Below are 23,581 nucleotides of genomic sequence, written 5' to 3'. Positions count from 1 at the left end.
ATGTAGATGTACGAAAGCTGGGATAATGGCCGCTTGAAGCGCTCAGGGCAATTTAGCCCCGAATGGTTTGAAATCATTAAGCTTTTAGAGTATCGCCACTTAAGAGTGTCGACGCTCTTGTTAGAAAGCTCAATCATTTCAGAGTATTATGGTGCCGGGCCGCTGCGAAGAGTAAGCTTTGAAAGCTCGGATATCTAAGCAGTATTACACGAAAAAAGGCGTGCCATCTTGGCACGCCTTTTCGAGAACTGGTAACTAGATGACCAAACTATGGACTAACCGGTGTTCCATCATCATCATCGGCAGCAGCAGCGGCCGCGCCAGCTGCTGCAACGGCACCTGCAATAATACCAGCAGCACCAATAGGCGGAGCTGTCACGCCGCCCAGCGTAACGATCTGCTCAGCTGTAAGCGCCGTGGCGGGCGTATTACAGAATGCGGCGTTTACAACAATTTGCTGACCAGGTTGAAGAACCTGTTCGCAGCCGCCAATGGTTAGGGTCACTGTGCCTGGAGTCGCAGCGGACTCGGGACGAGTTTGAATGATATCACCTTCAAAGAGCGCATCCCCTTCAGACAGCGAATAGGGCTGGCCATCGCGAATAACGATAACCGAACCGACTTCGCTGGAAAGACCAGTTACAGACCCTTGTTGTGCGACCGTTTGCGTCGCAGCGGTTTGGGTCCCACTCTGTGCGTGTGAAACTTGGACTGCCCCACCCAGGGCGAGCGCCAGAATAGATACTTGTAGTGTTAGGCGCATTGGAACGCTCCTTTAAGCTCAACCACGTCATACCGCACGTTCGGCAACTTGTATACGTGTCAATAGCAAAAATTTACAAAATCTTTACAATCGCCTAGGATTGGGTCCGCGCCGCACAGTGCTCGCGCGACTGGATAAAATCGGCTTGATCGCCCTCCAAACGGACGGCGCTCAAAATTCCCGTGCGATATGCGCCCGTATCTAGCCCGATCCGATTGGAGCGCGGCATGATCTTTTCCTCGACGGAGTGACCGTGAACGATCATGCTGCCATGTTGGCGGGTGCTTTCCAAAAATTCCTTTCGGATCCACCGCATGTCGCTCGGGCTTTGGTCGTCAAGAGGGGTGCCGGGTCGGATACCCGCATGCACCAAGAGATAGTCACCAAACTGTATGCTGTCGAGAAATCCAGCCATGAAGCGAATGTGGCTTTCGGGGATCGCTGAGAGAAGTGCATGTTCCAAAGCATCATCGCCCTGGCTGCGCAGATAGGCGGCATCGACGCCATAGCTTTCAGCGGTTGTATCGCCGCCATGCTGGATCCAGCCGTCCAGAAGATGGGGTTCGCCGCGCAGGCCTCGAACAAGAACTTCCTCATGGTTGCCCATCAGAAAATGGCAGCTTGCGTTCGAAGGCGCATAGTCTATCAGGCGCTCAACGACATGGCGGGAGTGAGGCCCGCGATCAATCAGATCTCCAAGAAAAATGATGTGGGTCTGTTTGGGTCGCCGCCCGGCAATATCGTCCTCTATCTGCGCGAGAAGGTCATTCAGCAAATCCAGCCGTCCGTGTACATCACCGATTGCGTACGCACGCTTTCCGGCGGGGGCCGATGGCCGATGGGTGTCCACAGACTTATCCACAGTTTTCGATAGAAATCGAAGCATGATCGGCTTTCGCGATAGAGGTTGCTGCTCTCGTCAGCGTCTAGCGCCTAATTGAAAGCGTTTAATACATATAGAGTGAAATGCCGAAAACCTCAACGTATTCCGACGTGATGACCGTCCTAAGGTGAGCGGCACAGGACTTGCGAATCGGTGTGCACCTGATTCAATCAGTCAAGGCCGCAAGGTAAAGTTTTAATTAAAATTCTTTTGCAAATGCGGCTCGCTCGTGTTTGATCTGCATACACCTGCAATTGACCCATCGGTGAGGGGGGGGGACATGACAGCAGACGCTCAATGCACTTGGTTTGCCGCACAGACACTTTCCGGAAAAGAGGCTCTTGCAACATCTCATCTGGATCGTCAGGGGTTCAAAACTGCCTGTCCGCAGCTGTGGCGTACGGTCAGGCATGCCAGGAAGACTCGCCGCGTGCTGCGGCCGATTTTTCCGGGCTATGTCTTTGTAAGCGTTGACATGCAGCGCATGAGATGGCGCGCGATCGATAGCACGATCGGTGTGGCGAAGTTGGTGCGTTTTGGTGACCGGCCTGCAGCCTTGCCGTCTGGCATGGTCGAAAACTTCATCGCGCAGACAAGTGACGATGGCGGGATAGAATTCGAAGAGCGCCTGGCGGTTGGTGACAATATCCGCGTTATGTCCGGCGCTTTCGAGGACTGGGTCGGCGAGATTGTGTCAATGCCGGACTCCGACCGCGTCAAAGTGCTGATCGGCATGATGACCCGGCATGTCGAAGTGACACTGCCGAAGCAACAGCTCGTTCGAGCTGGATAAAGATGGAAGTGCAGGGGACATGAACACGCTTAGCCATCTCGCGGTCGGGACCGAGCAGCAGGACCGTTTCTCGAGGCGTCTCGCTGACGCTCTCTTCCGTATTCGTCATCAGCTGGTAGGGGCAATCCTGTTTGGTGTGGTGGTGCCCGTTACCTTGCGCGGTCAGTTCGAGCGCTTGCCCGACCAGATCGCCAGCTATGACAATTCCCTATTTGGCACGCTCTGCGCCGTTCTGATCGGCTATATGGTCTTCCGGAAGGTGACCGTTCTGCCAGGGTCGAACGCGTTCACGAGCATTACGCCAGCCTTCATCTCCTCGTATGCGATCATCATCGCTATCTTCTTCATCCTGCGTCTTGAATATAGCCGCGCGCAGTTTCTCGCGAGCTTTCTGCTTACGACAGGATGGTTTCTCGCGCTCTCCTACTATGTCGCACGCTTCCGCGAAGCCAATCTTGGCCTTGTCTCGTCGCAAAAGCTCCAAGAGCTTGCCTCACTGCCGGGCGTCAGCTGGGTCAAGTTTTCTACGCCTGAGGCCGCATCGAAGCAGCGCCACCTTCCTTTGGTGGTCAATCTCCGGGATCCTGAGCTAAGCCCTGAATGGGAACGCTATATCGCTGAAGAAGCCATTGCCGGTCGTGTGATCTACAATACCAAGCAGATCGTTGAATCGCTTGCGGGCCGTGTGCGGATTGAGCACCTCTCAGAGAACTCCTTTGGGCACCTCGCCCCTGACTCGATTTATGCGCCTGCAAAGCGCTATATCGATGCGATGACAGCGGCTGCCGGGCTTCTGCTTTTTTCGCCGCTTTTCGTGATTATGGCCATCTGGATCAAGCTCGATAGTCCGGGACCCGTCATCTTCCGCCAGAAGCGGATGGGATATCGCGGCCAGATGTTCACCATGTACAAGTTCCGCTCAATGACCGTGCGCGAGCTGTCTTTAGGCGATGACCGAAACATGGATATGACGAAGAACGAAGACCAGCGCATTACGCGTTCTGGCCGTTTTATCCGCAAAACCCGCATTGATGAGCTGCCCCAGCTATGGAATATCCTTATTGGAGAAATGAGCTGGATTGGCCCGCGTCCCGAGACGCTCAGCCTTTCGTCATGGTATGAAGAAGAAATCCCATTCTATCGCTACCGGCACATTGTGCGGCCCGGCATTACCGGCTGGGCGCAAGTTAAGCAGGGCCATGTTACGAGCGTTGACGATGTACGACGCAAGCTTGAATACGACTTCTATTACGTGAAGCATTTCTCGGTCTGGACAGACGTTTTCATCACAATCCAGACCGTTCGCGTAATGTTGACCGGTCTTGGTGCAAAGTAGCGCGCGAACATACGATGGTGAGGGCGATTCTCTGGTTCGCTCGTACCGGGTTTTTGGCTCTGTATGCTGCGATCATATTTCTATCGCTGGCATCGGTCGAAAGCGATGTGAATGTCGTTCACCTCATTCCGAGCGATAAGGCCGGTCATTTCCTAGGCTACTTCGCTTTAACATCGATTGCGATCCTCGCCTTTCCACGCATCCCGATTGCCGTTCTGGCCGTTATAATCATTACCCAATCAGCCGCTGTTGAAGTGGCCCAGCCATTTTTTGGTCGGACCGCAGACATATACGACTTGCTTGCCAACCTAGTTGGCGTTGCAGGAGCGGTAGCGCCAGTAATCTCCAAGAACCTCCGAGAGCGAATGCGAGCATGAGAGAAGTCACGTATTGGCGGTTACTATTCGCGGACAGTCATGTTCCGCTCTCCGACTGCGTAGTGGCATCAGAAGTCTTGTAGGACTGTGGCCGGCCGAGAAGTCTGAGCCGTGGCGCGTTATATGACGCGGTGGCGGGCTTTGTTTGCGTGGGACCCGGGTTGCTGTGTAGATCGGCGGCCTTTGCCTCGTTTGTTGGCGGGGTCCATAACGAGTAGAGCAAAGCAGGTCGCAGCCAGGCACGCGACAGCCGGCGTCCGCAGAGGATAGTCAACAAAGCTGTGCAGCAGCGCAATCAGCAGTGCTGTCGCAGCTGCTCGCTTCAAATGTCGGTGTTCATCGCCATGCTGGCTCCAGACCCGGAAGAACAGATAGCCAAAAAGCAAAAGGCCGAGACCAACAACGAGCGTGCCCGGAAGCCCGAATTCTACGATCGCCTGAAGATAATCGTTGTGGGCATGGTTGGCGAATGTACGCGTTACCGTATCAGGATCTTCATAGAGCCGATAAACTTCGTCAAAGGACCCAATACCAGTTCCGAAGAGCCAGTGGTCGGCCGCCACTTCGCCGGTTAGGCCCCAAATCTCGATCCGGGACGTCCGTGATGTATCTAGGCCCGCGAGACCGAGGCCGCCAAGTACAGGGCTGGATGCCACAACGATGGCGGACAGGACGGCAGTCGCCATGACTATGAAAGGAAGCTTGATCTGCACTTTTTTCGATGAGGCAGGCTTTCTCGCTATGATCACACCTAGAACCAAGGCCGGTACGAGTAGTAGGTAGCCAGCGCCAGACCCAGCAGCCAGAACACCAATCAGAAGGATAAGTGAGAGAACTGCGCATGCGATGGCCTTGGCATGATCCTCGTCGCCGGATCTCCAGTTTCCTCTTACTTCTCGGATTGCGGCAGCCGCGAATGGTAGGCACATAGCCAGGAAACAGGCTTGGTGATTTGTGTTCGCGAATATGCCGACGGGCGAACCAGGATTGGTATTTTCATAGAAGTATAGATGAGCACTATTTTCCGTCAAAATTTGCGCTAACCCTAGAAGCGCGCTCAGGGCGCCTAGTATCGGAACTGTCCAACTCAGCCGGGAAGCGCCTTTTCGCCAACCGAGCATTGAGACAAGTAGAAACAGTGCGAGAGGAGCTGCTGTGGCGGCTAGAGACAGCCGACCCTCAAGTGGAGAGAACGAAATCGGCATAGGTTGGTTTATCGGCAGTCCCAATAAATCCAGACCCTCTACTATCACGGAACGGTCACCAAGCCGGCTCCACAGCCAGCGGGGCAGAGGTACCAATTGAAGCGCACACCAGACTAACCATAATGCGGAGAGAAGGAGCACGAATTGGGTTGGACGGCTCCAGTCTTCCCGAGTTGCTACCGGCAGCAAAGCAATGAGCAAAATGAGAGTGGCTAAAGAAAGCCATAACCGGGGGGCCTCATCGGGAACAGATGAACCGCCCAGCGCCACGGCGATGCCCAGCAGAATTGGAAGCGCAAAACCTGCGGTCCGTCGCTTAATATGCGATAGTTTCACTGTGCTGGACCGTCGCTGACATCTGTGATCAAAACTTCATGGATGCGTGCGCGCACAGGACGCGGAAATTCACCAGCGACGCCTGAAAGCTGAAGCCACTGAAAATCGCAATCTTCGGCAGGCACCTCAAAAGCTCCACTTATGGAGCTTTTGTTTGAGGACAATTCCTGGACTTCTAGTGCCAACTGGGTGCTCTTCGAGCTGATACATTGCACTGTCCATCTAAGTTTTCCGCCGCGCTCGTATAAATTTCCGTCCATGCTGGCCTGTATATTATAGTCTCCAGGAGTAAGATGGATGACCTGCTGCGCAATGGTAGGGTTCCCTTGACCGAAAAAGCTTACGCCTAATCCGCCACCGGGCTCGAAGCTGGCTAAGTTCCGGCTGAGCCGCCAATTAAATGGCTCAGAGCCATCAAGCGCTAAAAAACGGCTGTCGAAAGGGATCGTTGGATCACTATTTCCGCCCGGGGGCAAAAAGTTAAGAAATGCCCTATAGGCTTCGTCGACTTCCCCAGCATTATAAAGAGCTCTAACAATATCGCCGTGGCTTTGTGGGTAATCAATTGCCCACCTGATCAACAGATCAGTGTCGTCGAGCTTACCGGCGAGGTTGGAAACCAGTCGAGCCCCCCATACTGGCTCGCCTTGCAATAGTTCCTCGATGGCGGGACGGGTTTCGGTCTGGGCTGCCATAGCCACCAAAGCATCAATCAGTAAGCTGTTGTTGGCGCCACCAATCGACAGGAGATTGGAGATATTCAGAGCACCGCGATCAAAGTTTCCGTCCTGAAATTCGATCTCAGCAAGCACTAGTCTCGCGTGGGCGTTCCTGGGGGCAATGCGAATAATATGTTCGGTAAGCCGGCGTCTAACTAAGCGAAGCTCGGCATCACCCGGCGCTATGGTGGCCATACGGACCGAAAAAGGACGGGACGAAAGAGGCGCTCCGAGAAACCAGGAATGGAGTGCGTTCTGAGCGTTTTGATCGTCCAATGGCGATTGAATTTCCGTCCAATCTAATCGGTTGATCCCATCATGCGCGCCGGTCACCGCACTGGGGAGCAGGTTTGGAGCAAGGCTGCCGAGGGTGTTGAGGCCCAGCCAGAGCAGAAATAGCCAACCCCCGATCACTATCAGTGAACGCATGATTATTCCGCGTCGCGATAAGGCGGCGTTTCGTTTGCGTCGGAAAATAAGTGAATCTTGCGTTTGGCACTTTCGCTATCGGACACCTTGCCTTGTTGGTAGGCGTACGCGCCCTGCCCAGAATAATCGTAATAGTAAGCTGAATCGTAACCAACTTTCTTGGCATCAAATTTTGTGAGGATGGCGCCGAGCAAATTCGTGCGGCTTTCCATAAGACGACCTATAGTCCGCAGGGCTTGCGGCGTCCGAATAGCGCCGGACTGGATGATAATCACAGAACCCTCGCAGAGCGAGCCCAGAATGGGGCCGTCCGCGAAGCTCAGTACCGGCGGAGAGTCAACAAGGACAAGATCAAAAGCTTGCTCGGCTTCGGCTATAATCGATTTAAGCCTCGGATTAGAAAGGAGCTCCGCAGGGTTCGGTGGGATAACACCTGCAGGAAGAAGAAACAGTCCATCATGCCGGGAGTTTACGATATTCTCAAGCAGGCTAGCTTCACGCGTAAGAAGTCCCGATAGCCCTATTGAAGCACCTGAATCTGCTATAAATGATGGTTTTCGCATATCTGCATCGATGATCAGGACACGCTGACCGATCTTGGCGAACGCCATGGCAAGTGCGACCGTTGAGCTTGTCTTGCCTTCACTTGGCCTTGTTGAGGTCATCAACAGGCTCCGGGGTGCACCGCTAGACGTCGTAAATTGAAGTGCCGTACGGGTGGAGAAGAATGCTTCTGATACTGGCGAGCGGGGATCTGATAGTTCGCTCGACACAATATCCTTACTATTCCTAGCCTTTGGTACCACGCCAATGGACGGAAGCCCCAGCTTACTCTTCACATCGTCAGGCGTCTTAATCGTATCGTCTATATAATTGAGGGCGAAGGCGAGGCCCCCTCCGAGCGCCAGACTCAGTAGCAGCGCCATTAGCAACGTGCGTTCTAAATTTGGCTCAAATGGGGTAGTAGGAACCTGCGCGCGATCAATGATCGAAACTTGGCTGGATCCGACGCCGCTTGCAATTGAGATCTCCTTCATTCGTTGAAGGAGTGCTTCGTATTGTGTGCGGTTGGTGTCCACTTCCCGTTGTATAATTGTGTAGTCAATGCGGCGGTCCCGAAGGTCCTGAAGCTCACCTCTCAGCTCGCTGACGCGCTCACTCAAGGATGCTTCCCTAGCTTGAGCGGCCCGATACTCCGCTCCAAGAGCTGTCAGGATGCCTTCACGTTCCTGCTCTATCTCGGCGTCCAGCGAACTGATCCGCGCTTGGAGTTGTTGCATCTCCGGGTAGCCAGGTTTGAACGTTCCAAGCTTCTCTTGATACTCAGCATTCAGTTCTGATCTGCGTGTTCGGAGCCGGCTTAGATCTTCACTCTCAAGCATCGTACGCGTAGTCGGGTTGCTTTGGGCTTCGCGGTATCGTTGCTCAGCGGCAATGCGTTCACTTTCAGCGGCAGCAAGTTCCTGATTGAGCGAAACGATGGAGGTTGCATCGAGGGAACCACCACCTTCTCCGCCGAGCTCGAGAATATTTTGACGCGACGCATATTCGACAAGTTGGCGCTCGGAATCTTCCAGGGCCTGTTTGGTGGTCTGAAGTCTTTCTTCTACGAACTCGCGGGCGTACGCTGTTGTGTTATATTTGCGCTCGAGAGTGGTCTGGATGAAATTTTCAACTACCGCATTGGATATTCGTGCAGCCTCCTGAGGGTATGCGCTCACGAATTGAACATTTACCACGCGACTGCGGCCCTCTGGGGCAACCCGAACATTGTTCACGACTTTCGACGCCGCTTGTTCAAGTCTTTCGTTGCGGGGTAGGCTTTGATTCGCGTATCTTTCGTCTGAAGGTAAATTCAGCATTTCGGCAACTCGCTCAGCAAGCGATCTGCTTTGGAGAAGCGCGTATTGCGTTTCCATGTGCTGGCTATCAGCGACAACTGCGGGGTCAACTGATGCACCTTCAATGATCTGTGTTTCCCTTTGCTGCACCTCGATTGTCGCTGTGGCGCGATACATCGGCGTTACGCGAAGTGTCATGATCGCAGCAATCGTAACACCGAGAAGTGTGATTGAGAGGATCATCCATTTGCGACGTAGGAAGACGTGCAATAATTCCCAGATGTTGATGCCGTCGTCTCCATCGCCCTGTCCACTATTGTCATGCGCTAAGGCTTCGAAACGTTCGACGGAGCGAGAACGCGGCGCACCCAGGGCGCCGTTGCGCGGGCCGGTGCTCGGGAGGTTGTCGAATCGGTCGTAGTTCATGAGGTCATACCAGCGGTGGAAATCTAAAGGATCAGGAAGAAGCTGAGGAGAGGAATTGTCCGAAGAAGTTCGCCACGGGCCCGTCGGGCCTCAGAACCGTCAACGACGATAATGTCGTTACCAAAAACTTTGGGATTTTCAGCATTTCCATTTCGGATGGCCACGAGATCGTAGCTCGCACCTACTTGCTCGCCATCCACTTGCCGAAACACGATGACATTTCTCGGATTGGCCCCTTCGGTTGGACCGCCTGCAATTGCGACGGCCTGGAGTAAGCCAAGTTGGCCGTTGACCGCAATCATTCCCGGCTTCTGGACAGACCCATCAACAGTAATCTGCTCATTCCGGCTTTCCTGCAAAGACACGGTGACGTCAGCATCCTGCAGATAATTATCTTCGAGCCGCCTCTCTAGAACGCTGGCAAACTGGAGTGCGGTATAGCCTTGTGCGGTAACTTCGCCGATCAGAGGCATTTTGATACGGCCCAAATGATCGACTTGATATGACCCGTTTAGTTCGTTTACCCCAAACACCTTTATGCCGAGCATATCACTTGGGCCGATACTCATATTGTCGTTTTGGACCATCTTGGTCGTATCCGGTGCCGGCAGCTGGCGATCGGTGAACGTTGATCCGCTGTCGCTGGCGCAAGCAGTGACGAACACAGCGGCAACAAGAAGAAAACTTGTCAAAAAGCGTCTCATGCGTGGTGTCCCTCTCAAGCGCAATCTGGTTCCTGATGTTTATACTCTGCTACTGTGACTGCAACTATGCGGTTCGTCAGGAATGCAAGTCAGTCTTAAAGTCTGCTTTACACCGACATAAGCAAAATTGGTGCCAGTTTCCTGAGATTTTAGCAGGGTAATCAACCATTTTTAAATGGCCGGAATTCGTGACCTAATTCGGGAAATATCAATTTGGCTTCCGGCGTCTGGGGTTTACGGCGCGAGTCAATGTGGCTGAAGCCGCTAAGCAACTCCAAAGTTTACTTGCACTTCTGTCCTCCTCTATACGTACGTAGTCCTACAAATTGGGGGTGCGCAGGATGCCGCGAATTATCGTCACCGGAGGGGCCGGGTTCATTGGGTCTGCTGTCGCGCGCCACTTGATCGAACATACCGATGCCGACGTGACGGTGGTCGACAAGCTGACCTATGCGGCGAACTTGGCGAACCTTGACCCCATCTCCAGTTCATCACGCTTCAAGCTGGTGCAGGCTGACATCTGCGATGCGTCTGCAATGGCAGATCTCATGTCGAGCGAGCAGCCGACACATGTGATGCACCTGGCGGCTGAAAGCCATGTGGACCGGTCGATTACAGGGCCGAGCGATTTCATTACGACGAATGTGGTGGGTACCTACACCTTGCTGGAAACAGCACGTCAGTATTGGGCCGGCCTGGACGAGGCGAGCCAATCGGCATTCCGCTTCCTGCATGTCTCGACCGATGAGGTCTACGGGTCTCTCGGAGAAGAGGGCCTGTTCCACGAAACGACGCCCTACGATCCTTCATCACCCTATTCGGCATCCAAGGCCTCATCCGACCACCTCGCCAAGGCCTGGCACCGCACCTATGGCCTGCCGGTCATTATCTCCAATTGTTCGAACAATTACGGGCCGTACCACTTTCCTGAGAAGCTGATCCCGCTGGTCATCCTGAATGCCCTCGAAGGCAAGACGCTACCCGTTTACGGGACAGGAGCCAATATCCGTGACTGGCTGTATGTTGACGACCATGCCAAGGCGCTATGGCTGATCGTCAACAAAGGCGAGCTCGGTGAAACCTATAATGTCGGCGGGCGCAATGAGCGCACTAATCTGGAGGTCGTTCAGACCATCTGCGACGAACTTGATGCGGTGCGTCCGGCGCAAAAGCCCCGCCGTGACCTGATCGAATTTGTTGCTGACCGGCCCGGCCATGACCAACGCTATGCGATCGATGCGTCCAAGCTGGAGAATGAGCTTGGCTGGAAGGCCGAAGAGAATTTTGAAAGCGGGCTGAAGAAAACCGTGCGCTGGTATATCGACAATCCTCAATGGTGGGAGCCGCTGCGCAAATCGGTATATTCCGGCGAAAGACTTGGCTTGGACAAGAGCGCCGCCAGTAAGGCTGAGCACGGCTCGACAGAAAAAGTCTGAGCATATGACTTTCAAAATCCTAGTTTGCGGCAGCCAGGGCCAGGTCGCACAAGCACTTGCGGAGAGCCATCTCCCGGACGACATCAGCCTTACTGCCCGGGGACGGCCCGACCTTGACCTGCTGGACGCAGCCTCCATTCGCCAATCGCTCACAGATATTCAGCCTGACCTTGTCGTCAACGCAGCGGCATACACGGCCGTCGATCAGGCGGAGACTGAGATAGAGGCCGCACACGCCCTGAATGCGGCGGCGCCCGGCGAGCTTGCGCGGCAGACAGCAGCACTTGGTGTCCCACTCATTCACCTGTCGACCGATTACGTCTTCGATGGATCGAAAGATGCTCCGTATACGGAAGAAGATCCGGTCAACCCTCTTGGGGTCTATGGCCGCACGAAGCGCGAGGGCGAAATTGCTGTCATAGAGGCAAACCCGAATAGTATCGTCATGCGGACCGCCTGGGTTTACAGCCCGTTCGGCAAGAATTTCTGCAAGACAATGTTACGGGTGTCCGAGCAGCGTGACGCGCTTGGCGTCGTGATGAACCAGCTCGGCAACCCCACCGCAGCCCACGATATCGCCAGCGCGATCATAGCCGTCTCGAAAACCATACTGGTCGAGCGCCAGCCTGTTCAGCACAGTATCTACCATCTGTCTGGTACGGGAGAGGCAAGTTGGGCTGATTTCGCGTCGGCAATCTTCGAGCACAGCGCCAGCATCGGCGGTCCCACCGCTAAGGTAAAAAGAATTACATCTGCAGAGTTCCCAACGCCCGTAAAGCGACCGTCTAATTCGCGTCTCGATTGCAGGAAACTCGAGCAGGCTTACGGAATAGAGATGCCACACTGGCGCGAGAGCATGCGCGCGTGCGTAAACAGACTTGTCGAGACAGGAGCTTGGAAAACATGAAGGGTATCATTCTGGCCGGGGGCAAGGGAACGCGCCTTTATCCGATCACCAAAGGCGTGTCGAAACAGCTTCTTCCCGTTTACGACAAGCCGATGATCTATCATCCGATCACGACGCTGATGCTGGCCGGTATCCGCGACATCCTTGTCATCTCGATGCCGGAATCGCTTCCAGTGTTTCAAAGAATGCTAGGTGACGGGTCTGATTGGGGCATGAATTTCGCTTATGCACCGCAGGCTGAAGCCAGAGGACTTGCGGAAGCGTTTCTCATTGGCGCTGAATGGATCGGCCAGGACAAAAGCGCCCTCGCGCTCGGCGACAACATGTTTTACGGGTCCGGCCTTGGCAGCATTTTGAAGGACGCTGGTGAGCTGGAAACAGGGGCACAGGTCTTCGCTTGCCAGGTCAACGATCCATCCTCATTTGGTGTCGTCGAGATGGACGAGAACGGCCGGGCCATCTCGATTGAAGAGAAACCGGACAAGCCAAAGAGCAATCTCGCTGTGACGGGGCTCTACTTTTACGACAATCAGGTTGTTGATATCGCCAAGGACGTCAAACCGTCCGAGCGTGGCGAACTTGAGATCACGAGTGTGAACGAAGCCTATCTCAACAAGGGGGAGCTGACCGTAAACAGCCTTCCACGTGGGACAGCCTGGCTGGATGCAGGCACGTTCGATGGGCTGATCCAGGCCTCGCAATTCGTGCAGACCATCGAGAAGCGGCAAGGTATCAAGATCGCCTGCCCCGAAGAAGTCGCCTGGCGCGCTGGCTTCATCGGAGATGAGCAGCTGCTCAAACTCTCAGAGACCTACAAGAACGAATATGGCGAGTATCTTTCGGGGCTTCTCGATTGAATTGCTGCTACTGGATCAATTCTTCACTAAGCAAAAAGCTGAGAGTTTAGATCCTTGTAGGTGGTAGTTTTAGAGTCGGCATGGCGCTCCAGCAGCGTGCGTTGATATACGGGTTGAGGGCGGCGCCAACATGAAACGGCTTCGTAATCTGAAAGGCTGGTCGCAGGAACATGCCGATCGTTCCAGCCTTAATCGCACTTATATCTCGGGTGTTGAGCACGGGGTCAAAAGTCCGACCGTGATTGTCATCGATCAACTGGCAATAGCGCTCGAGGCCTTGCCGGCGGAATTTTTTAAAAGGGACCCTGACTGACTTAATGTGATCAGCCCCTGCCGATCAGATTAATTCGTGGCGCGCCCAATCATCCCTTGAGACGGGGTAGCTTTGCCAATCCGCCTTTAGCCACTGCAGTAGTTGAGAAAGCGCATCGACCTGGTCATCATGTTTCCCATTGGGAAAGGCGGCGATTTCGTGGATGAAGGCGTCGAGCCACGAGGCGTCGCGAGGTAAATATACATCGCCAGCTTCGATACGGCTGCTATAGATCGATAGGCGCTCCACCTTACTTCCCGATGGCTTGACGCCAATTGGCGAAACTACCCCCGGCACGGGCCTGGCGCGGAGGTCGTCCAAGAGCGGTTGACCATTTGCGGCCTTCTCAACCAGGATTGAGCGAGGAAGCCATTTTTGGCCAAGCTCGGCGTACTTTTTCTTCTGCGCGGGGTAATTAAGCCTGTCACGGAAGATATCGAAAATGAAGATCTGGTTCTTCTGAACGAGCGCTGTCAGGCAAACGGTGTAATCACTCCCTGCGCTGTCTGTGACGGCAAAATCCCAGGATTGGATTGTCCGCACGCCGGGCTTGATTTCCGGAGCTTCCTCATAACGCTTGAACCAAGCCGGCCGGATGAGGTTGCCCGTCTCAGGCACCGGGCGCTGCTGATACTGTGCGGAGAAGGCGTAACTTCCCATTTCCTGTCGCTGGCGCTCCAGCGCTGCGAAACTTTCACGTTCCGGATGGAGTGCCTCGCCTTCCTTTCGCGAATGGAATTCAGCGTGCCCTGTCTGGATTTCCTCATCGCGCTCGGCAATGGCCGGAAGGTCGAGATGATCCCAGCCGCCTCTGGCGAGAAGATGCCCGGCGAGGTCTTCCTCGTGCAGACGTTGTTGGATCAGGATGATCGCCCCGTTCTCCTTATCGTTGAGGCGTGTGCTGAGTGTGTTTTCGAACCATTTAATGGTGTTGCGTCGTCTGGTTTCCGATTGAGCTTCGTCAGGTTTTTGTGGGTCGTCAATAATAATGATGTGGCCGCCACGGCCGGTCAGTACGCCGCCATTAGTCGCAGAGATCCGCCGCCCGCCTTTCGTGGTCTCAAGGTCATTGACTGCTGCGCGCGCCAGACGGGTTTTCGGAAAAATATGGCGATAGTCCGTCTCCTCAATGAGACGACGGCACTGGCGAGCCAGATCGATGGAAAGCTCTTCACCGTAAGACACGGTCATGATGTTCGTCGTCGGGTCTTGGCCCAGCAGGTAGGCTGGCCAAGCTACCGACACGGTGAAGGATTTGAGCGAGCGCGGCGGGACGGTAATGATGAGCCGCTTGCACTCGCCCCGCCTGATTTGATCAAGCTTCCAGCTAATCGCCTCAATATGCCAATTTGGTAAATAGGGCGTGCCAGGATGAAGTTGCTCGAAGGCGTGCGCGACAAAGAGGTCGAACGCTTGCCGGAGGGTTTGTTGATACAGAGCGCGCTTCATCCCGCATCCTTAAGTTTCTTCGCCTCCCGCAAGACATAATTCTCCAACCGCTTTGCCTCCGTCTCGGTGAGATCGTCGGCATCCCTATCGGATGGCCTTGAATGACCGGCGTCTAAGTCGTATTTCAGAATCAGGGCCGCTGAGCGCACATCGCCTTTCGCAGCCTTTGCAGTGAGCTGCTTGATGATTGCTCGTCGCTTTGAACAGGATTTGCGTTGACCGCGTTCGGTAAACTCGATCATCTCACTCAATTCTTCTTCGAGGTCAGTTTTCAAATTCTTGCTCCCTTTAGGTCGGCCCTTTTCGTTGCCAGACTTTCCAGGCTTCCAGCGCGTGTCCTTGGGTGTTTTGCCAAAGCCGACATCATAGGGGGCCTTCTCCGGATCAAATCCTTTTTTCTTTCCGCTCATGCGCCGTTCTCCTTTGGCTGGTGGGTTGAAAAGATGCGTTCAGCATCGCCCTTTGCGTAAGTCTCCCAGCGCTGCAGGATGACATCGCAATAGAGCGGGTCGATCTCGGCGAGGTACGCCCGCCGGCCTGTTTTCTCGGCAGCCAGCAAGGCGCTGCCCGATCCCCCGAAAAGGTCCAGAACAATGCCGTTGCGCTTAGAGACATCACGGATGGCGTCAGCGATCATGGCGACGGGTTTGACCGTGGGATGCATGGCAAGCTCGTCAGCGCGGTTCGCGCCGGCCGAGTTCATACCGCGATAGTGCCAGACATTGGTGCGGTAGCGCCCATGCTGGCCGAGCTCGAAATTGTTGGTGTGTGGGGCGGTGCCCTTCTTGAAGGCGAAGATCAGCTCGTGTTGGGAGCGGTAGAACGTCCCCATGCCGCCATTATCCTTCACCCAGGTGATCAAGTTCTTGAGCTCGGAATAGACGCCTTCACCCGCGCTGAGGATCTCGGCCATGTGCCGCCAGTCCATGCAGACAAAGTGGATAGACCCATCGATCGAGTAGCGCGCCTGGATCTTGAACGTGTCCTTGAGAAAGGCCGTGAACTCCGCCTTGCTCATCTCGCCTGAAGCCATCGCAAACTCCCGGTGCTTCACCGAGCCCGAGCCGCAGACATTGCCATCGATCGCCACGTTGTAGGGCGGATCCGTGAAGATCATGTCCGCCTTCGCACCTGCCATGAGGAGACGAATGGTCATAGGGTTGCGGGCATCCGTGCACATCAGCCGGTGCCGGCCAAGTTGCCAGATATCGCCTGGCTCACAGCGCCTCGGCACAGAATTCTTAGGCGGAACAACTTCCTCTTTTGGATCGGCTGCCGGCGCCTGGTCGGCCCCGTCGATGATAAGATCAATCTCCGCTGTATCGAAGCCAGTGATCTCAAGATCGAAGTCGAGATCCATCTCGCTTAGGGCGCCGAGTTCGATTGCGAGGAGGTCTTCGTCCCAGCCGGCCTTCAAAGCCAGCTGGTTGTCCGCGATGACGTAAGCGCGCATCTCATGCTCGGTCATATGATCGAAGCGAATGCACGGGATCGATTTCAACCCAAGTAGTATTGCCGCTTCACGTCGGCCATGTCCCGCGAGCAATTGCCCTCGTCCATCCACCAAAACAGGATTGATAAAGCCAAATCGCTCGATGCTGTTCGCGATCTGGCGAACCTGTTTCTTGCTGTGCGTGCGGGCGTTGTTCTTGCGAGCCGTTAGCTCTTGGGGATCGACATGGATGATCGTAGCTTGTTGAGGCATTGTTTTTTATCGAACGTCTTTAGTTCCATAAAGTGGGCCTCGTTGCCCTAGCGGATCTATGTTTTTTCGATCTCCTTTTTATTGGTCTGATGTAACTAGAGTTTGCAAAAAAGGCGAGGCTGTCAAGTCTCTGATTTATTTCGATTTATTTCGCAAAACTTTAAGAAATGGAGCTTTCGTCGGAATCGAAAAGCTGATTCTTATCAGACCACTAAGTGCCTCGTTCGGTTCCTGTAGTGACCAGCTACAGGAACAGGTCGAGCCCAACCGGCTCTCGCTTGCCACGGCCTCTTGACCTTTGATTCGGTTTTGGCGCGGGAAGAAAAGCGTTCATTTATGGACGCGGTCCAGACCAAGGAACGCTTGTCGGAAATTTGACGAAGCAGGAATCCAAACCAGAAGAAGCCCCACGCCTCCGGAAAGGCGCAGGGCGACAAATGCTAATTTATGGGCAGCTAATCAGGCGCGAACGTGACCGAATGCGCCCTGATAATCACCGGTAGGCTGCGTGCCTGGAATAGTGATCGCTTCGAGGCGCATGGCGCGGCGGTAGATTTGCAGGGTGCGGGCGCCGAGTTCTTCTCGGGTCCACGACTTTGCCGCTTCCAGACCGGCTTTTCGCATGTCGAGCATGGCCTGGCGGTCATTGAAGAGGTTGGTGATGGTCTCGGCGATCGCGTCCGGCGTGCAGCCGTCGGTAAGGACACCGCACTCATGTTTGCGAACATGCTCAACGGCTGTTGGGTCTTCAGAGCAGGCGATCAGCGGGCGGCCGAAGGCGGCGGCTTCGTGATAGACTGAGCCGAAGGACTGATAGCGTGATGGGGCCAGAACCGCATGGCAGCGCGTCAGGATGTGCGCCATCGACTCGTCGGTGACGCGTCCATAGTCGAAGACTTGTTCAAGCAGGCTCTCTGAGAGGCCCAGCTGCTCGGCGCGGGCATCCAGCGCGCCGGTTTCAAGACCCATCAAGTGGAGCTCGGGCAGGGGCTCGCCTTCGTCGCGGAACTGCTGAGCGACCTTCTGGAAGCCAAGCAGCATCTCATCGAAGCCTTTGCGCATGCTGTCGTCACCAATGTAAGCGAGGCGAAGGCGTGCATGGGCGGGCGGGAAGGCGGCGTTTGCACCGGCTTTGCGGATCACTGGGTCAACCGACAGCGGCGTGACCATATGGATAAGGCCGGGCGTCAGGTCATACCAGTCGCGGATGGCGTTGGCGTGGCTGCGGCTGTTTGAAATAATCGCATCGGCGCGATGATTGCAGCGCGCTTCCATCCCACTGACGATGCGGTTGGAGAAGCGCTCGCCGATCGAATTGTTGTCAGCTTCGTCGAGGCTATGCGGCGCCGAGTTGCGGATGACGACCGGAAGACCGGTATCCATAAGCATGGCAGCAGGGGCGCCCCAATTGGCGGCTTCGATAATGTCGAACGGGCGGCGATCATGTTCTTCGTGCAAGCATTCGCGAAAGGCGGCGGCGGCGGCAACGTGCTCTAACCCCGGCACCTTACGCATGAGGCGACGCAGACCGGTGATGCGGTTTGCGCACCCGATAACCTCGAGACGTTCGTGATCGGTACGCACGACGTCGTCGCGGTCCATCGTAAAGACGCGGACGTTGGCGCCGTGGCGCGCAAGACCGTGTGCGACCTCACAGGCAACGCGGCCCTTCGCTGATGGGATCGGCGGATATTCCCAGGTCAGGATGGCGACCTCAAGCGGAGGGCTCTCTTCCAGCCCCTCAACCGGCGCGATCGGATTGGTGTACTGCATCTGTCTCATGACAACCCAAACGCCAGATGCTGTTAACGGTTGCATTGGTGTTCGCAGGTGGTATCCATCACTGTTGCATTCCAGTCACAATCAGATTGACCGCCGAGGCTTGTTTTGTCCGGGCATCGCTACGTGAAGAGTTCTCCATAAACTCTTGGTTTTGCTGACTGGTTTTTATGCAGCGGTGCGCTAACTCCCAATAAGTCGGCGCCGCGCCATTGCCTCAGCCAATAGCGCTCGGTAGGTGTTAAACATAGCTGTGGAAAGATGCTGACGGAGCTGTATGTCGAAGGACAACCCGCCTTTTGATGAGATGTTTGGCACCGGCGAGACGCCGCGCGGCCCCTATCAGACCTACAATGAATGGTACCAAGGCGAGAAGAGTGGTCGCCTACGTCGTAAGGCAGATGAAGCCGAACAGGCCTTCAGGCGTACAGGGATCACATTCAATGTCTATGGGCGCGAGGAAGCCAATGAGCGGCTGATCCCTTTTGATATCGTGCCGCATATCCTGTCGAACAGGGAATGGACCAAGCTTTCAGAAGGCATTGAGCAGCGGGTTCGTGCATTGAACGCCTTTTTGCATGACATCTATCACCGCCAGGAGATCATCAAGGCAGGGCGGATTCCGGCTCACATGATCAGCAACAATGAGGCGTACCTGCCGAAGATGATCGGCGTTGAGCCTCCTGGCAGCATTTACACGCATATTGTCGGCACGGACATCGTCCGGACCGGCGAAGACGAGTTCTTCGTGCTCGAAGACAATGCCCGCACGCCGTCTGGTGTCTCCTATATGCTGGAGAACCGGGAAACGATGTTCGAGATGTTTCCTGAGCTCTTCATCCAGAACCGCGTTCGCTCGGTGTCGACCTATCCCAAGCGCCTGCGCCGCTCGCTTGCGGCTTGCGCGCCGCCAGCCTGCAAGGACAACCCGGTGATCGCCGTTCTGACGCCCGGCATTCACAATTCAGCGTATTTTGAGCACGCTTTTCTGGCTGACGAAATGGGCGCTGAGCTGGTCGAAGGCCATGATCTGCGGGTCATCAATGGCCGCGTCGCGATGCGCACGACACAAGGGTATATGCCGGTCGATGTTCTCTATCGCCGCGTCGATGACGACTTTCTCGACCCGCTAAATTTCAATCCGAACTCGATGCTGGGTGTGCCAGGTATCCTTGATGTCTACAGGGCAGGGGGCATTACGATCGCCAATGCGCCCGGCACGGGTATCTCCGACGACAAGGCAATCTATTCGTACATGCCGGAAATCGTCGAGTTCTATACGGGCGAGAAGGCGAAGCTCCCGAACGTGCCGACCTGGCGTTGCTCCGAGCCGGATTCGCTCGCTTACGTGCTCGATAATCTCGAAGAACTCGTTGTGAAGGAAGTTCACGGGTCTGGCGGGTATGGCATGCTCGTTGGCCCGGCTGCTAACCGCAGGGAGATCGCAGATTTTCGCTCCAAGCTGAAAGCCAAGCCGGACGGCTATATCGCGCAGCCCACGCTTGCGCTTTCCACGGTGCCAATCTTCACCAATAAGGGCCTCGCCCCGCGGCATGTTGATCTTCGACCATTCGTACTGGTCTCGCCGGACGGCATCGACATCACGCCGGGCGGCCTGACGCGCGTCGCGCTGAAAAAAGGCTCACTGGTCGTGAATTCCAGTCAGGGCGGCGGCACCAAGGATACATGGGTCCTTGAGTCATGATGCTTGGTAAGACAGCCGGCGGCCTGTTCTGGATGTGCCGCTACCTTGAACGCAGCGCCAACAACGCACGCCTGATCGAGGCCGGTTCGCGCATGACGATGACGCGCTCGGCTGCCGACGATTCTGAATGGGAGTCAGTGCTCTCAACCGCTAATGTGAAGGAAATATTCCTTCAAAAGCATGACACGGTGAAACGCGCCGACGTTATCGATTTTTTGCTTCGCGATCACTCCAACCCGTCCAGCGTCATGTCTGTTGTAGAGGCGGCGCGGAACAACGCTCGCATGGTGCGTGTCGCCCTGACCCGCGAGGTGTGGGAAGCGGTCAACGATACGTGGATGAGATTGAAGGACGCACTCGCCCGTCCGGTGTCTGATGCCGACCTTCCCAATGTGCTGGAACTTATACGCCAGCAGAGCGCGCAGGTCCGCGGTGCCCTCCAAGGCACGATGTTGCGTAACGACATTTTCAATTTCTGTGGGATCGGCACGTTCATCGAGCGGGCCGACAATGTCGCCCGTATCCTCGACGTCAAATATTACGTACTCCTTCCATCTGTTTCCATGGTTGGCTCGACGATCGACAATTTTCAATGGGAAGCCATCCTGCGCTCGGCCGCCGCAGAGCGGAGCTTTGCCTGGCTGAACAAGGAAAGCGGCCCGCGGCCAATAGCGGACTTCCTGATCCTTGATCAGCGACTGCCTCGGTCAATCGCTTTCTGCTACACCAATCTGGCACGCAATCTTGGCTATCTCGAAGAGGAATATGGCGAGACACGGCCCAGCCGTGCGCTTTGCGAAGAAACACTGACGCGTCTCACCCATACCGATGTCGAAACCATCTTCGACGGCGGCCTGCACCAGTTCATCCAATCCATTATCAAATCTAATGGCTCTCTCGGTTTGCAGATCGAGACAGATTACCGGTTTTACACCTGAAGGAGACCCGTGCGCCTCAAGATCGCTCATCTGACCCGGTATGAATTTGCCGAACCTGCCGTCTACGGACTCCAGCAGATCCGCCTCGTTCCGAAAACACGGCGTGGCCAAGATGTCGAGGACTGGTCCGTCAGCGTCGAAGGCGGGCGCGAGCAAGTCCATTTCGTTGACCAGTTCAACAATCAGACATTGCTGATCGGTCTGGAAGAGGGCGCCAACGAACTGGTGATCCGCGCAGAGGGCACCGTCATTACGCAGGACGAAAGCGGTGTCGTCGGCGAGCATGGCGGCTGGACCCCGCTTTGGCTTTATCGCCGCAGGACCCCCCTTACGACACCGGGCGAAGCGATCCGCGCGATCAACGCTCGCCTTGACGGGACCTACGAGAACGACGTCGCGCGGCTTCACGCGCTCATGATGAAGATCTCTGAGATGGTTCGTTATGAGGCGGGAACGACCGGTGTTGCGACATCCGCCGAGAAAGCCGCAGCCACAGGAAGCGGCGTCTGCCAGGACCATACCCAGATATTCATCACATGCGCCCGGCTCCTTGGATATCCGGCCCGCTATGTGAGCGGCTATCTGATGATGAATGACCGTGTGCAACAGGATGCTTCCCATGCATGGGCAGAGGCGTATGTTGAAGGCTTGGGATGGGTGGGATTCGATGTCTCCAATGCCATTTCGCCGGACGCGAGATATGTCGCCGTGGCGACGGGGCTGGATTACATTGATGCCGCACCGATTTCGGGGCTGAGTTTCGGAAGTGCTCAGCAGGGGTTGGAAGTGTCGGTTCAGGTGCAGCAACAGCAGCAATAATTATGACATACTGCGTGGGTCTTTGCCTCAATAAGGGGCTTGTCTTCATGTCAGACACCCGCACCAATGCGGGCGTCGACAATATTTCGAAATATCGGAAGATGTTCACCTGGAATGTTCCAGGCGACCGCACCTTCGTTCTGATGACGGCAGGCAACCTTGCGACGACTCAAACCGTGGTCAGCATGCTTGAAGAGCGCACCAAGGCGCCCGAAGAGCGCCATCCCTCGATTCTCGAAGTGCCGTCCATGTTCGAAGCCGCGCGCCTTGTCGGCAAGACGTTGCGCGATGTCATCAAGGAAAGTGCGCCGGCAACAGGCCCAGATGCTGAATCGCAGTTTCGAGCGACGCTTATCCTCGGCGGTCAGATCGCCGGCAGCGAACCGCGCCTCTTCATGATCTACCCGGAAGGCAATTTCGTCGAGGCGAGCGATGAAACCCCATACTTCCAGATCGGCGAGACGAAATACGGCCGCCCCATCCTGGTGCGGGCCCATGACCCTGACATGTCATTCGCTGAAGCAGTCAAGCTCCTCATGGTGTCGTTCGACTCCACAGTGAAAGCCAACCTTTCGGTCGGCTTGCCGCTCGATCTGCTGCTTTATGAGAAGGACAGCATCGACATCCTCAAGCAGACCCGGATCGAAGAAGACGACCCCTACTACTCAGAAATTTCCGCAAACTGGGGCGAAGCCCTGAAAGCGGCGTTCGCCTCGCTGCCAAAATACGAAGTCTAATATTTGCAATCCAGTGGCGGCGTATTACATGCCGGAACTGTACTAAAAGTGCGCCTATAGCTCAGTTGGTAGAGCAGCTGACTCTTAATCAGCGGGTCTGAGGTTCGAATCCTCATGGGCGCACCACTTCCCCAATTATTCGGACATCTCAGGCGGCGGCTCAGGTAGCCTGCGCGCTTCCGAGATGACCAGCGGAAGCGAAAGCAAGCCGTACAATAGCGGGATACATCCGAAAATCAGCGATGCCGCTACTGTGTCAGACGGAGCAACGCCAACGAGGGTTAGCGCTGCGGCAAGAACGGATTCGCGGATCCCCCAACCAGCAATCGAAATCGGGACCATCGTAAAAATGAACGCGACGGGAAGGATGAAAAGAATGAAAAGAACATCCACTTCAATTCCAACGCCGCGCGCCAGGACAAAGAACATCAGGGAATAGAGCGTGCACTGAAGGCAGCCGATGGCAATAATCGCTGCGGCGATCGGTGGGCGTTTCAGGAGGGTACGGATCCCTGTCCATATCATCTGAACCACATCCAGTAGTTTCGAGATCAGCCCTGAGCGAAGGGCCTGCGGACGCCTGGAAATGATGAAAGTCACGCCAACCCCGGCGACCACGCCCGCAATGAGCAAGCCTACCGCGAGAAGGATCGGCCCGACGGGGAGATCTTCTGGCAAGGACCCAAGCGCAAAAGGGAATGTCAGCAACACTGTACCGGCGAGTGAAATGAGACCGGCTATCCTGTCGATAGCGACCTTCTGCGCCGCAACTCTGACGGCGACGCCGAGCCGTGAAAGTGCCAACAGCTTGATGGCATCTCCTCCCACCGCTGAGGGCATGACCTGATTGGCGGCGTTCCCGATAAGCGTGATATACGCCGCCCTCATCAGGCCGATGCCATTTCCATCAAAGTTGGTCACCAGCGACAGGCGCAGCGACAGGAGGGATAGCTGAGCAAGGAAGAGCGACAGGGCGATCACCAATGCCGACATGCTGATGGAGGTAATAGCCGCCATCAGTCCGCGAACATCAATCAGGTTCAGCAGAAGGTACAGCGCTATGAGGCTGATGAACACCTTTACGAGGACTGACAGGGTTTTGTTCATTCAATTTACGCTCTTGT

At 55.4% G+C, this 23,581-nt stretch carries 22 protein-coding genes and 1 tRNA gene; 12 read left to right on the top strand and 11 right to left on the bottom strand.

Translation table 11 applies throughout. The annotated features are described in order from the left end of the window. Nucleotides 1-268: 268 nt before the first annotated feature. Both F550_RS19090 and F550_RS0105290 read right to left on the bottom strand, forming a co-directional pair. Entirely contained in the window at nt 269-763 is a 495-nt protein-coding gene (locus F550_RS19090) for a hypothetical protein (protein WP_156807824.1), read from the bottom strand. Nucleotides 764-857: 94 nt separating this feature from the next. Beyond that, entirely contained in the window at nt 858-1,649 is a 792-nt protein-coding gene (locus tag F550_RS0105290; RefSeq protein ID WP_040500451.1) for a metallophosphoesterase family protein, read from the bottom strand. A 277-nt stretch (nt 1,650-1,926) separates the two neighbouring features. Between F550_RS0105290 and nusG the strand changes: the two genes are divergently transcribed. The 3 genes from nusG to F550_RS19550 are packed head-to-tail and all read left to right on the top strand — an operon-like array spanning nt 1,927 to nt 4,152. Then, complete coding sequence (gene nusG / locus F550_RS0105285) at nt 1,927-2,439, top strand: transcription termination/antitermination protein NusG (protein WP_040500450.1); 513 nt, start codon at nt 1,927-1,929, stop codon at nt 2,437-2,439. A gap of 19 nt (nt 2,440-2,458) precedes the next feature. Further along, the gene (locus F550_RS0105280; protein WP_018147486.1) at nt 2,459-3,775 is read left to right on the top strand and encodes a sugar transferase; all 1,317 of its coding nucleotides are present in this window, start codon (nt 2,459-2,461) and stop codon (nt 3,773-3,775) included. Nucleotides 3,776-3,789: 14 nt separating this feature from the next. Continuing rightward, entirely contained in the window at nt 3,790-4,152 is a 363-nt protein-coding gene (locus F550_RS19550) for a VanZ family protein (RefSeq protein ID WP_018147485.1), read from the top strand. Nucleotides 4,153-4,271: 119 nt separating this feature from the next. Here the strand turns inward: F550_RS19550 and F550_RS18835 are convergent, their stop codons facing one another. From F550_RS18835 to F550_RS16940, 4 genes are read right to left on the bottom strand one after another with little or no spacing between them, the layout of a single operon-like run. Further along, nucleotides 4,272-5,693 carry an O-antigen ligase family protein gene (locus F550_RS18835; RefSeq protein WP_156807823.1) on the bottom strand — a complete coding sequence of 474 codons (1,422 nt, stop codon included), beginning with the start codon at nt 5,691-5,693 and terminating at the stop codon, nt 4,272-4,274. Continuing rightward, nucleotides 5,690-6,841 (bottom strand): hypothetical protein, encoded by a 1,152-nt coding sequence (locus tag F550_RS0105265; RefSeq protein WP_018147483.1) that lies wholly within the window; start codon nt 6,839-6,841, stop codon nt 5,690-5,692. The genes F550_RS18835 and F550_RS0105265 overlap by 4 nt, the downstream gene beginning before the upstream one ends. A gap of 2 nt (nt 6,842-6,843) precedes the next feature. After that, nucleotides 6,844-9,108: a GumC family protein gene (locus F550_RS0105260; protein WP_018147482.1), complete on the bottom strand. Its 2,265-nt coding sequence runs from the start codon at nt 9,106-9,108 to the stop codon at nt 6,844-6,846. A 23-nt stretch (nt 9,109-9,131) separates the two neighbouring features. Continuing rightward, nucleotides 9,132-9,812: a polysaccharide biosynthesis/export family protein gene (locus F550_RS16940; protein WP_018147481.1), complete on the bottom strand. Its 681-nt coding sequence runs from the start codon at nt 9,810-9,812 to the stop codon at nt 9,132-9,134. Nucleotides 9,813-10,153: 341 nt separating this feature from the next. Here F550_RS16940 and rfbB point away from each other — a divergent pair, with 341 nt between their 5' ends. The 4 genes from rfbB to F550_RS0105235 all read left to right on the top strand — a co-directional run bounded on the left by rfbB (nt 10,154) and on the right by F550_RS0105235 (nt 13,325). Next, nucleotides 10,154-11,248: a dTDP-glucose 4,6-dehydratase gene (gene rfbB / locus F550_RS0105250; RefSeq protein ID WP_018147480.1), complete on the top strand. Its 1,095-nt coding sequence runs from the start codon at nt 10,154-10,156 to the stop codon at nt 11,246-11,248. A gap of 4 nt (nt 11,249-11,252) precedes the next feature. Continuing rightward, on the top strand, nt 11,253-12,155 hold the full coding sequence (gene rfbD / locus F550_RS0105245) for a dTDP-4-dehydrorhamnose reductase (RefSeq protein WP_018147479.1): 903 nt from the start codon (nt 11,253-11,255) through the stop codon (nt 12,153-12,155). Then, a complete protein-coding gene (gene rfbA / locus F550_RS0105240; RefSeq protein ID WP_018147478.1) occupies nt 12,152-13,012 on the top strand; it encodes a glucose-1-phosphate thymidylyltransferase RfbA in 861 nt (286 codons plus the stop codon). Before rfbD ends, rfbA begins: the two co-directional genes overlap by 4 nt. A 130-nt stretch (nt 13,013-13,142) precedes the next feature. Further along, a complete protein-coding gene (locus F550_RS0105235) occupies nt 13,143-13,325 on the top strand; it encodes a helix-turn-helix domain-containing protein (RefSeq protein ID WP_018147477.1) in 183 nt (60 codons plus the stop codon). Nucleotides 13,326-13,349: 24 nt separating this feature from the next. Here F550_RS0105235 and terL read toward each other — a convergent pair whose 3' ends face one another. From terL to F550_RS0105215, 4 genes are all read right to left on the bottom strand, one after another. Then, on the bottom strand, nt 13,350-14,774 hold the full coding sequence (terL, locus tag F550_RS16935) for a phage terminase large subunit (RefSeq protein WP_018147476.1): 1,425 nt from the start codon (nt 14,772-14,774) through the stop codon (nt 13,350-13,352). After that, nucleotides 14,771-15,184, bottom strand: coding sequence for a DUF5681 domain-containing protein (locus F550_RS18430; protein WP_018147475.1), 414 nt, complete (start codon nt 15,182-15,184; stop codon nt 14,771-14,773). Before F550_RS18430 ends, terL begins: the two co-directional genes overlap by 4 nt. Continuing rightward, complete coding sequence (locus tag F550_RS16925) at nt 15,181-16,479, bottom strand: site-specific DNA-methyltransferase (RefSeq protein WP_051076816.1); 1,299 nt, start codon at nt 16,477-16,479, stop codon at nt 15,181-15,183. The genes F550_RS18430 and F550_RS16925 overlap by 4 nt, the downstream gene beginning before the upstream one ends. A gap of 459 nt (nt 16,480-16,938) precedes the next feature. Next, nucleotides 16,939-18,261 (bottom strand): glycosyltransferase family 4 protein, encoded by a 1,323-nt coding sequence (locus tag F550_RS0105215; protein ID WP_169332246.1) that lies wholly within the window; start codon nt 18,259-18,261, stop codon nt 16,939-16,941. 274 nt (nt 18,262-18,535) lie between these two features. Between F550_RS0105215 and F550_RS0105210 the strand changes: the two genes are divergently transcribed. The 5 genes from F550_RS0105210 (at nt 18,536) to F550_RS0105190 (ending at nt 22,583) form a co-directional block, all read left to right on the top strand. Next, a complete protein-coding gene (locus F550_RS0105210) occupies nt 18,536-19,963 on the top strand; it encodes a circularly permuted type 2 ATP-grasp protein (RefSeq protein WP_018147472.1) in 1,428 nt (475 codons plus the stop codon). Next, nucleotides 19,963-20,901 (top strand): alpha-E domain-containing protein, encoded by a 939-nt coding sequence (locus F550_RS0105205; protein ID WP_026180584.1) that lies wholly within the window; start codon nt 19,963-19,965, stop codon nt 20,899-20,901. The genes F550_RS0105210 and F550_RS0105205 overlap by 1 nt, the downstream gene beginning before the upstream one ends. Nucleotides 20,902-20,910: 9 nt before the next feature. Next, nucleotides 20,911-21,720, top strand: a complete 810-nt coding sequence (locus tag F550_RS0105200; protein WP_018147470.1) for a transglutaminase family protein — start codon at nt 20,911-20,913, stop codon at nt 21,718-21,720. Nucleotides 21,721-21,722: 2 nt separating this feature from the next. Then, nucleotides 21,723-22,457: a proteasome-type protease gene (locus F550_RS0105195; protein ID WP_018147469.1), complete on the top strand. Its 735-nt coding sequence runs from the start codon at nt 21,723-21,725 to the stop codon at nt 22,455-22,457. Between the two features lie 50 nt (nt 22,458-22,507). Then, nucleotides 22,508-22,583, top strand: a tRNA-Lys gene (locus tag F550_RS0105190). 9 nt (nt 22,584-22,592) lie between these two features. Here F550_RS0105190 and F550_RS0105185 read toward each other — a convergent pair. After that, nucleotides 22,593-23,564, bottom strand: coding sequence for a lysylphosphatidylglycerol synthase transmembrane domain-containing protein (locus F550_RS0105185; RefSeq protein WP_018147468.1), 972 nt, complete (start codon nt 23,562-23,564; stop codon nt 22,593-22,595). Nucleotides 23,565-23,581 lie beyond the last annotated feature (17 nt).

Origin of the sequence: Henriciella marina DSM 19595 (genome assembly GCF_000376805.1) — a bacterium.
Lineage (GTDB): Bacteria > Pseudomonadota > Alphaproteobacteria > Caulobacterales > Hyphomonadaceae > Henriciella > Henriciella marina.
This window is presented reverse-complemented; position numbering and strand designations above follow the sequence as displayed.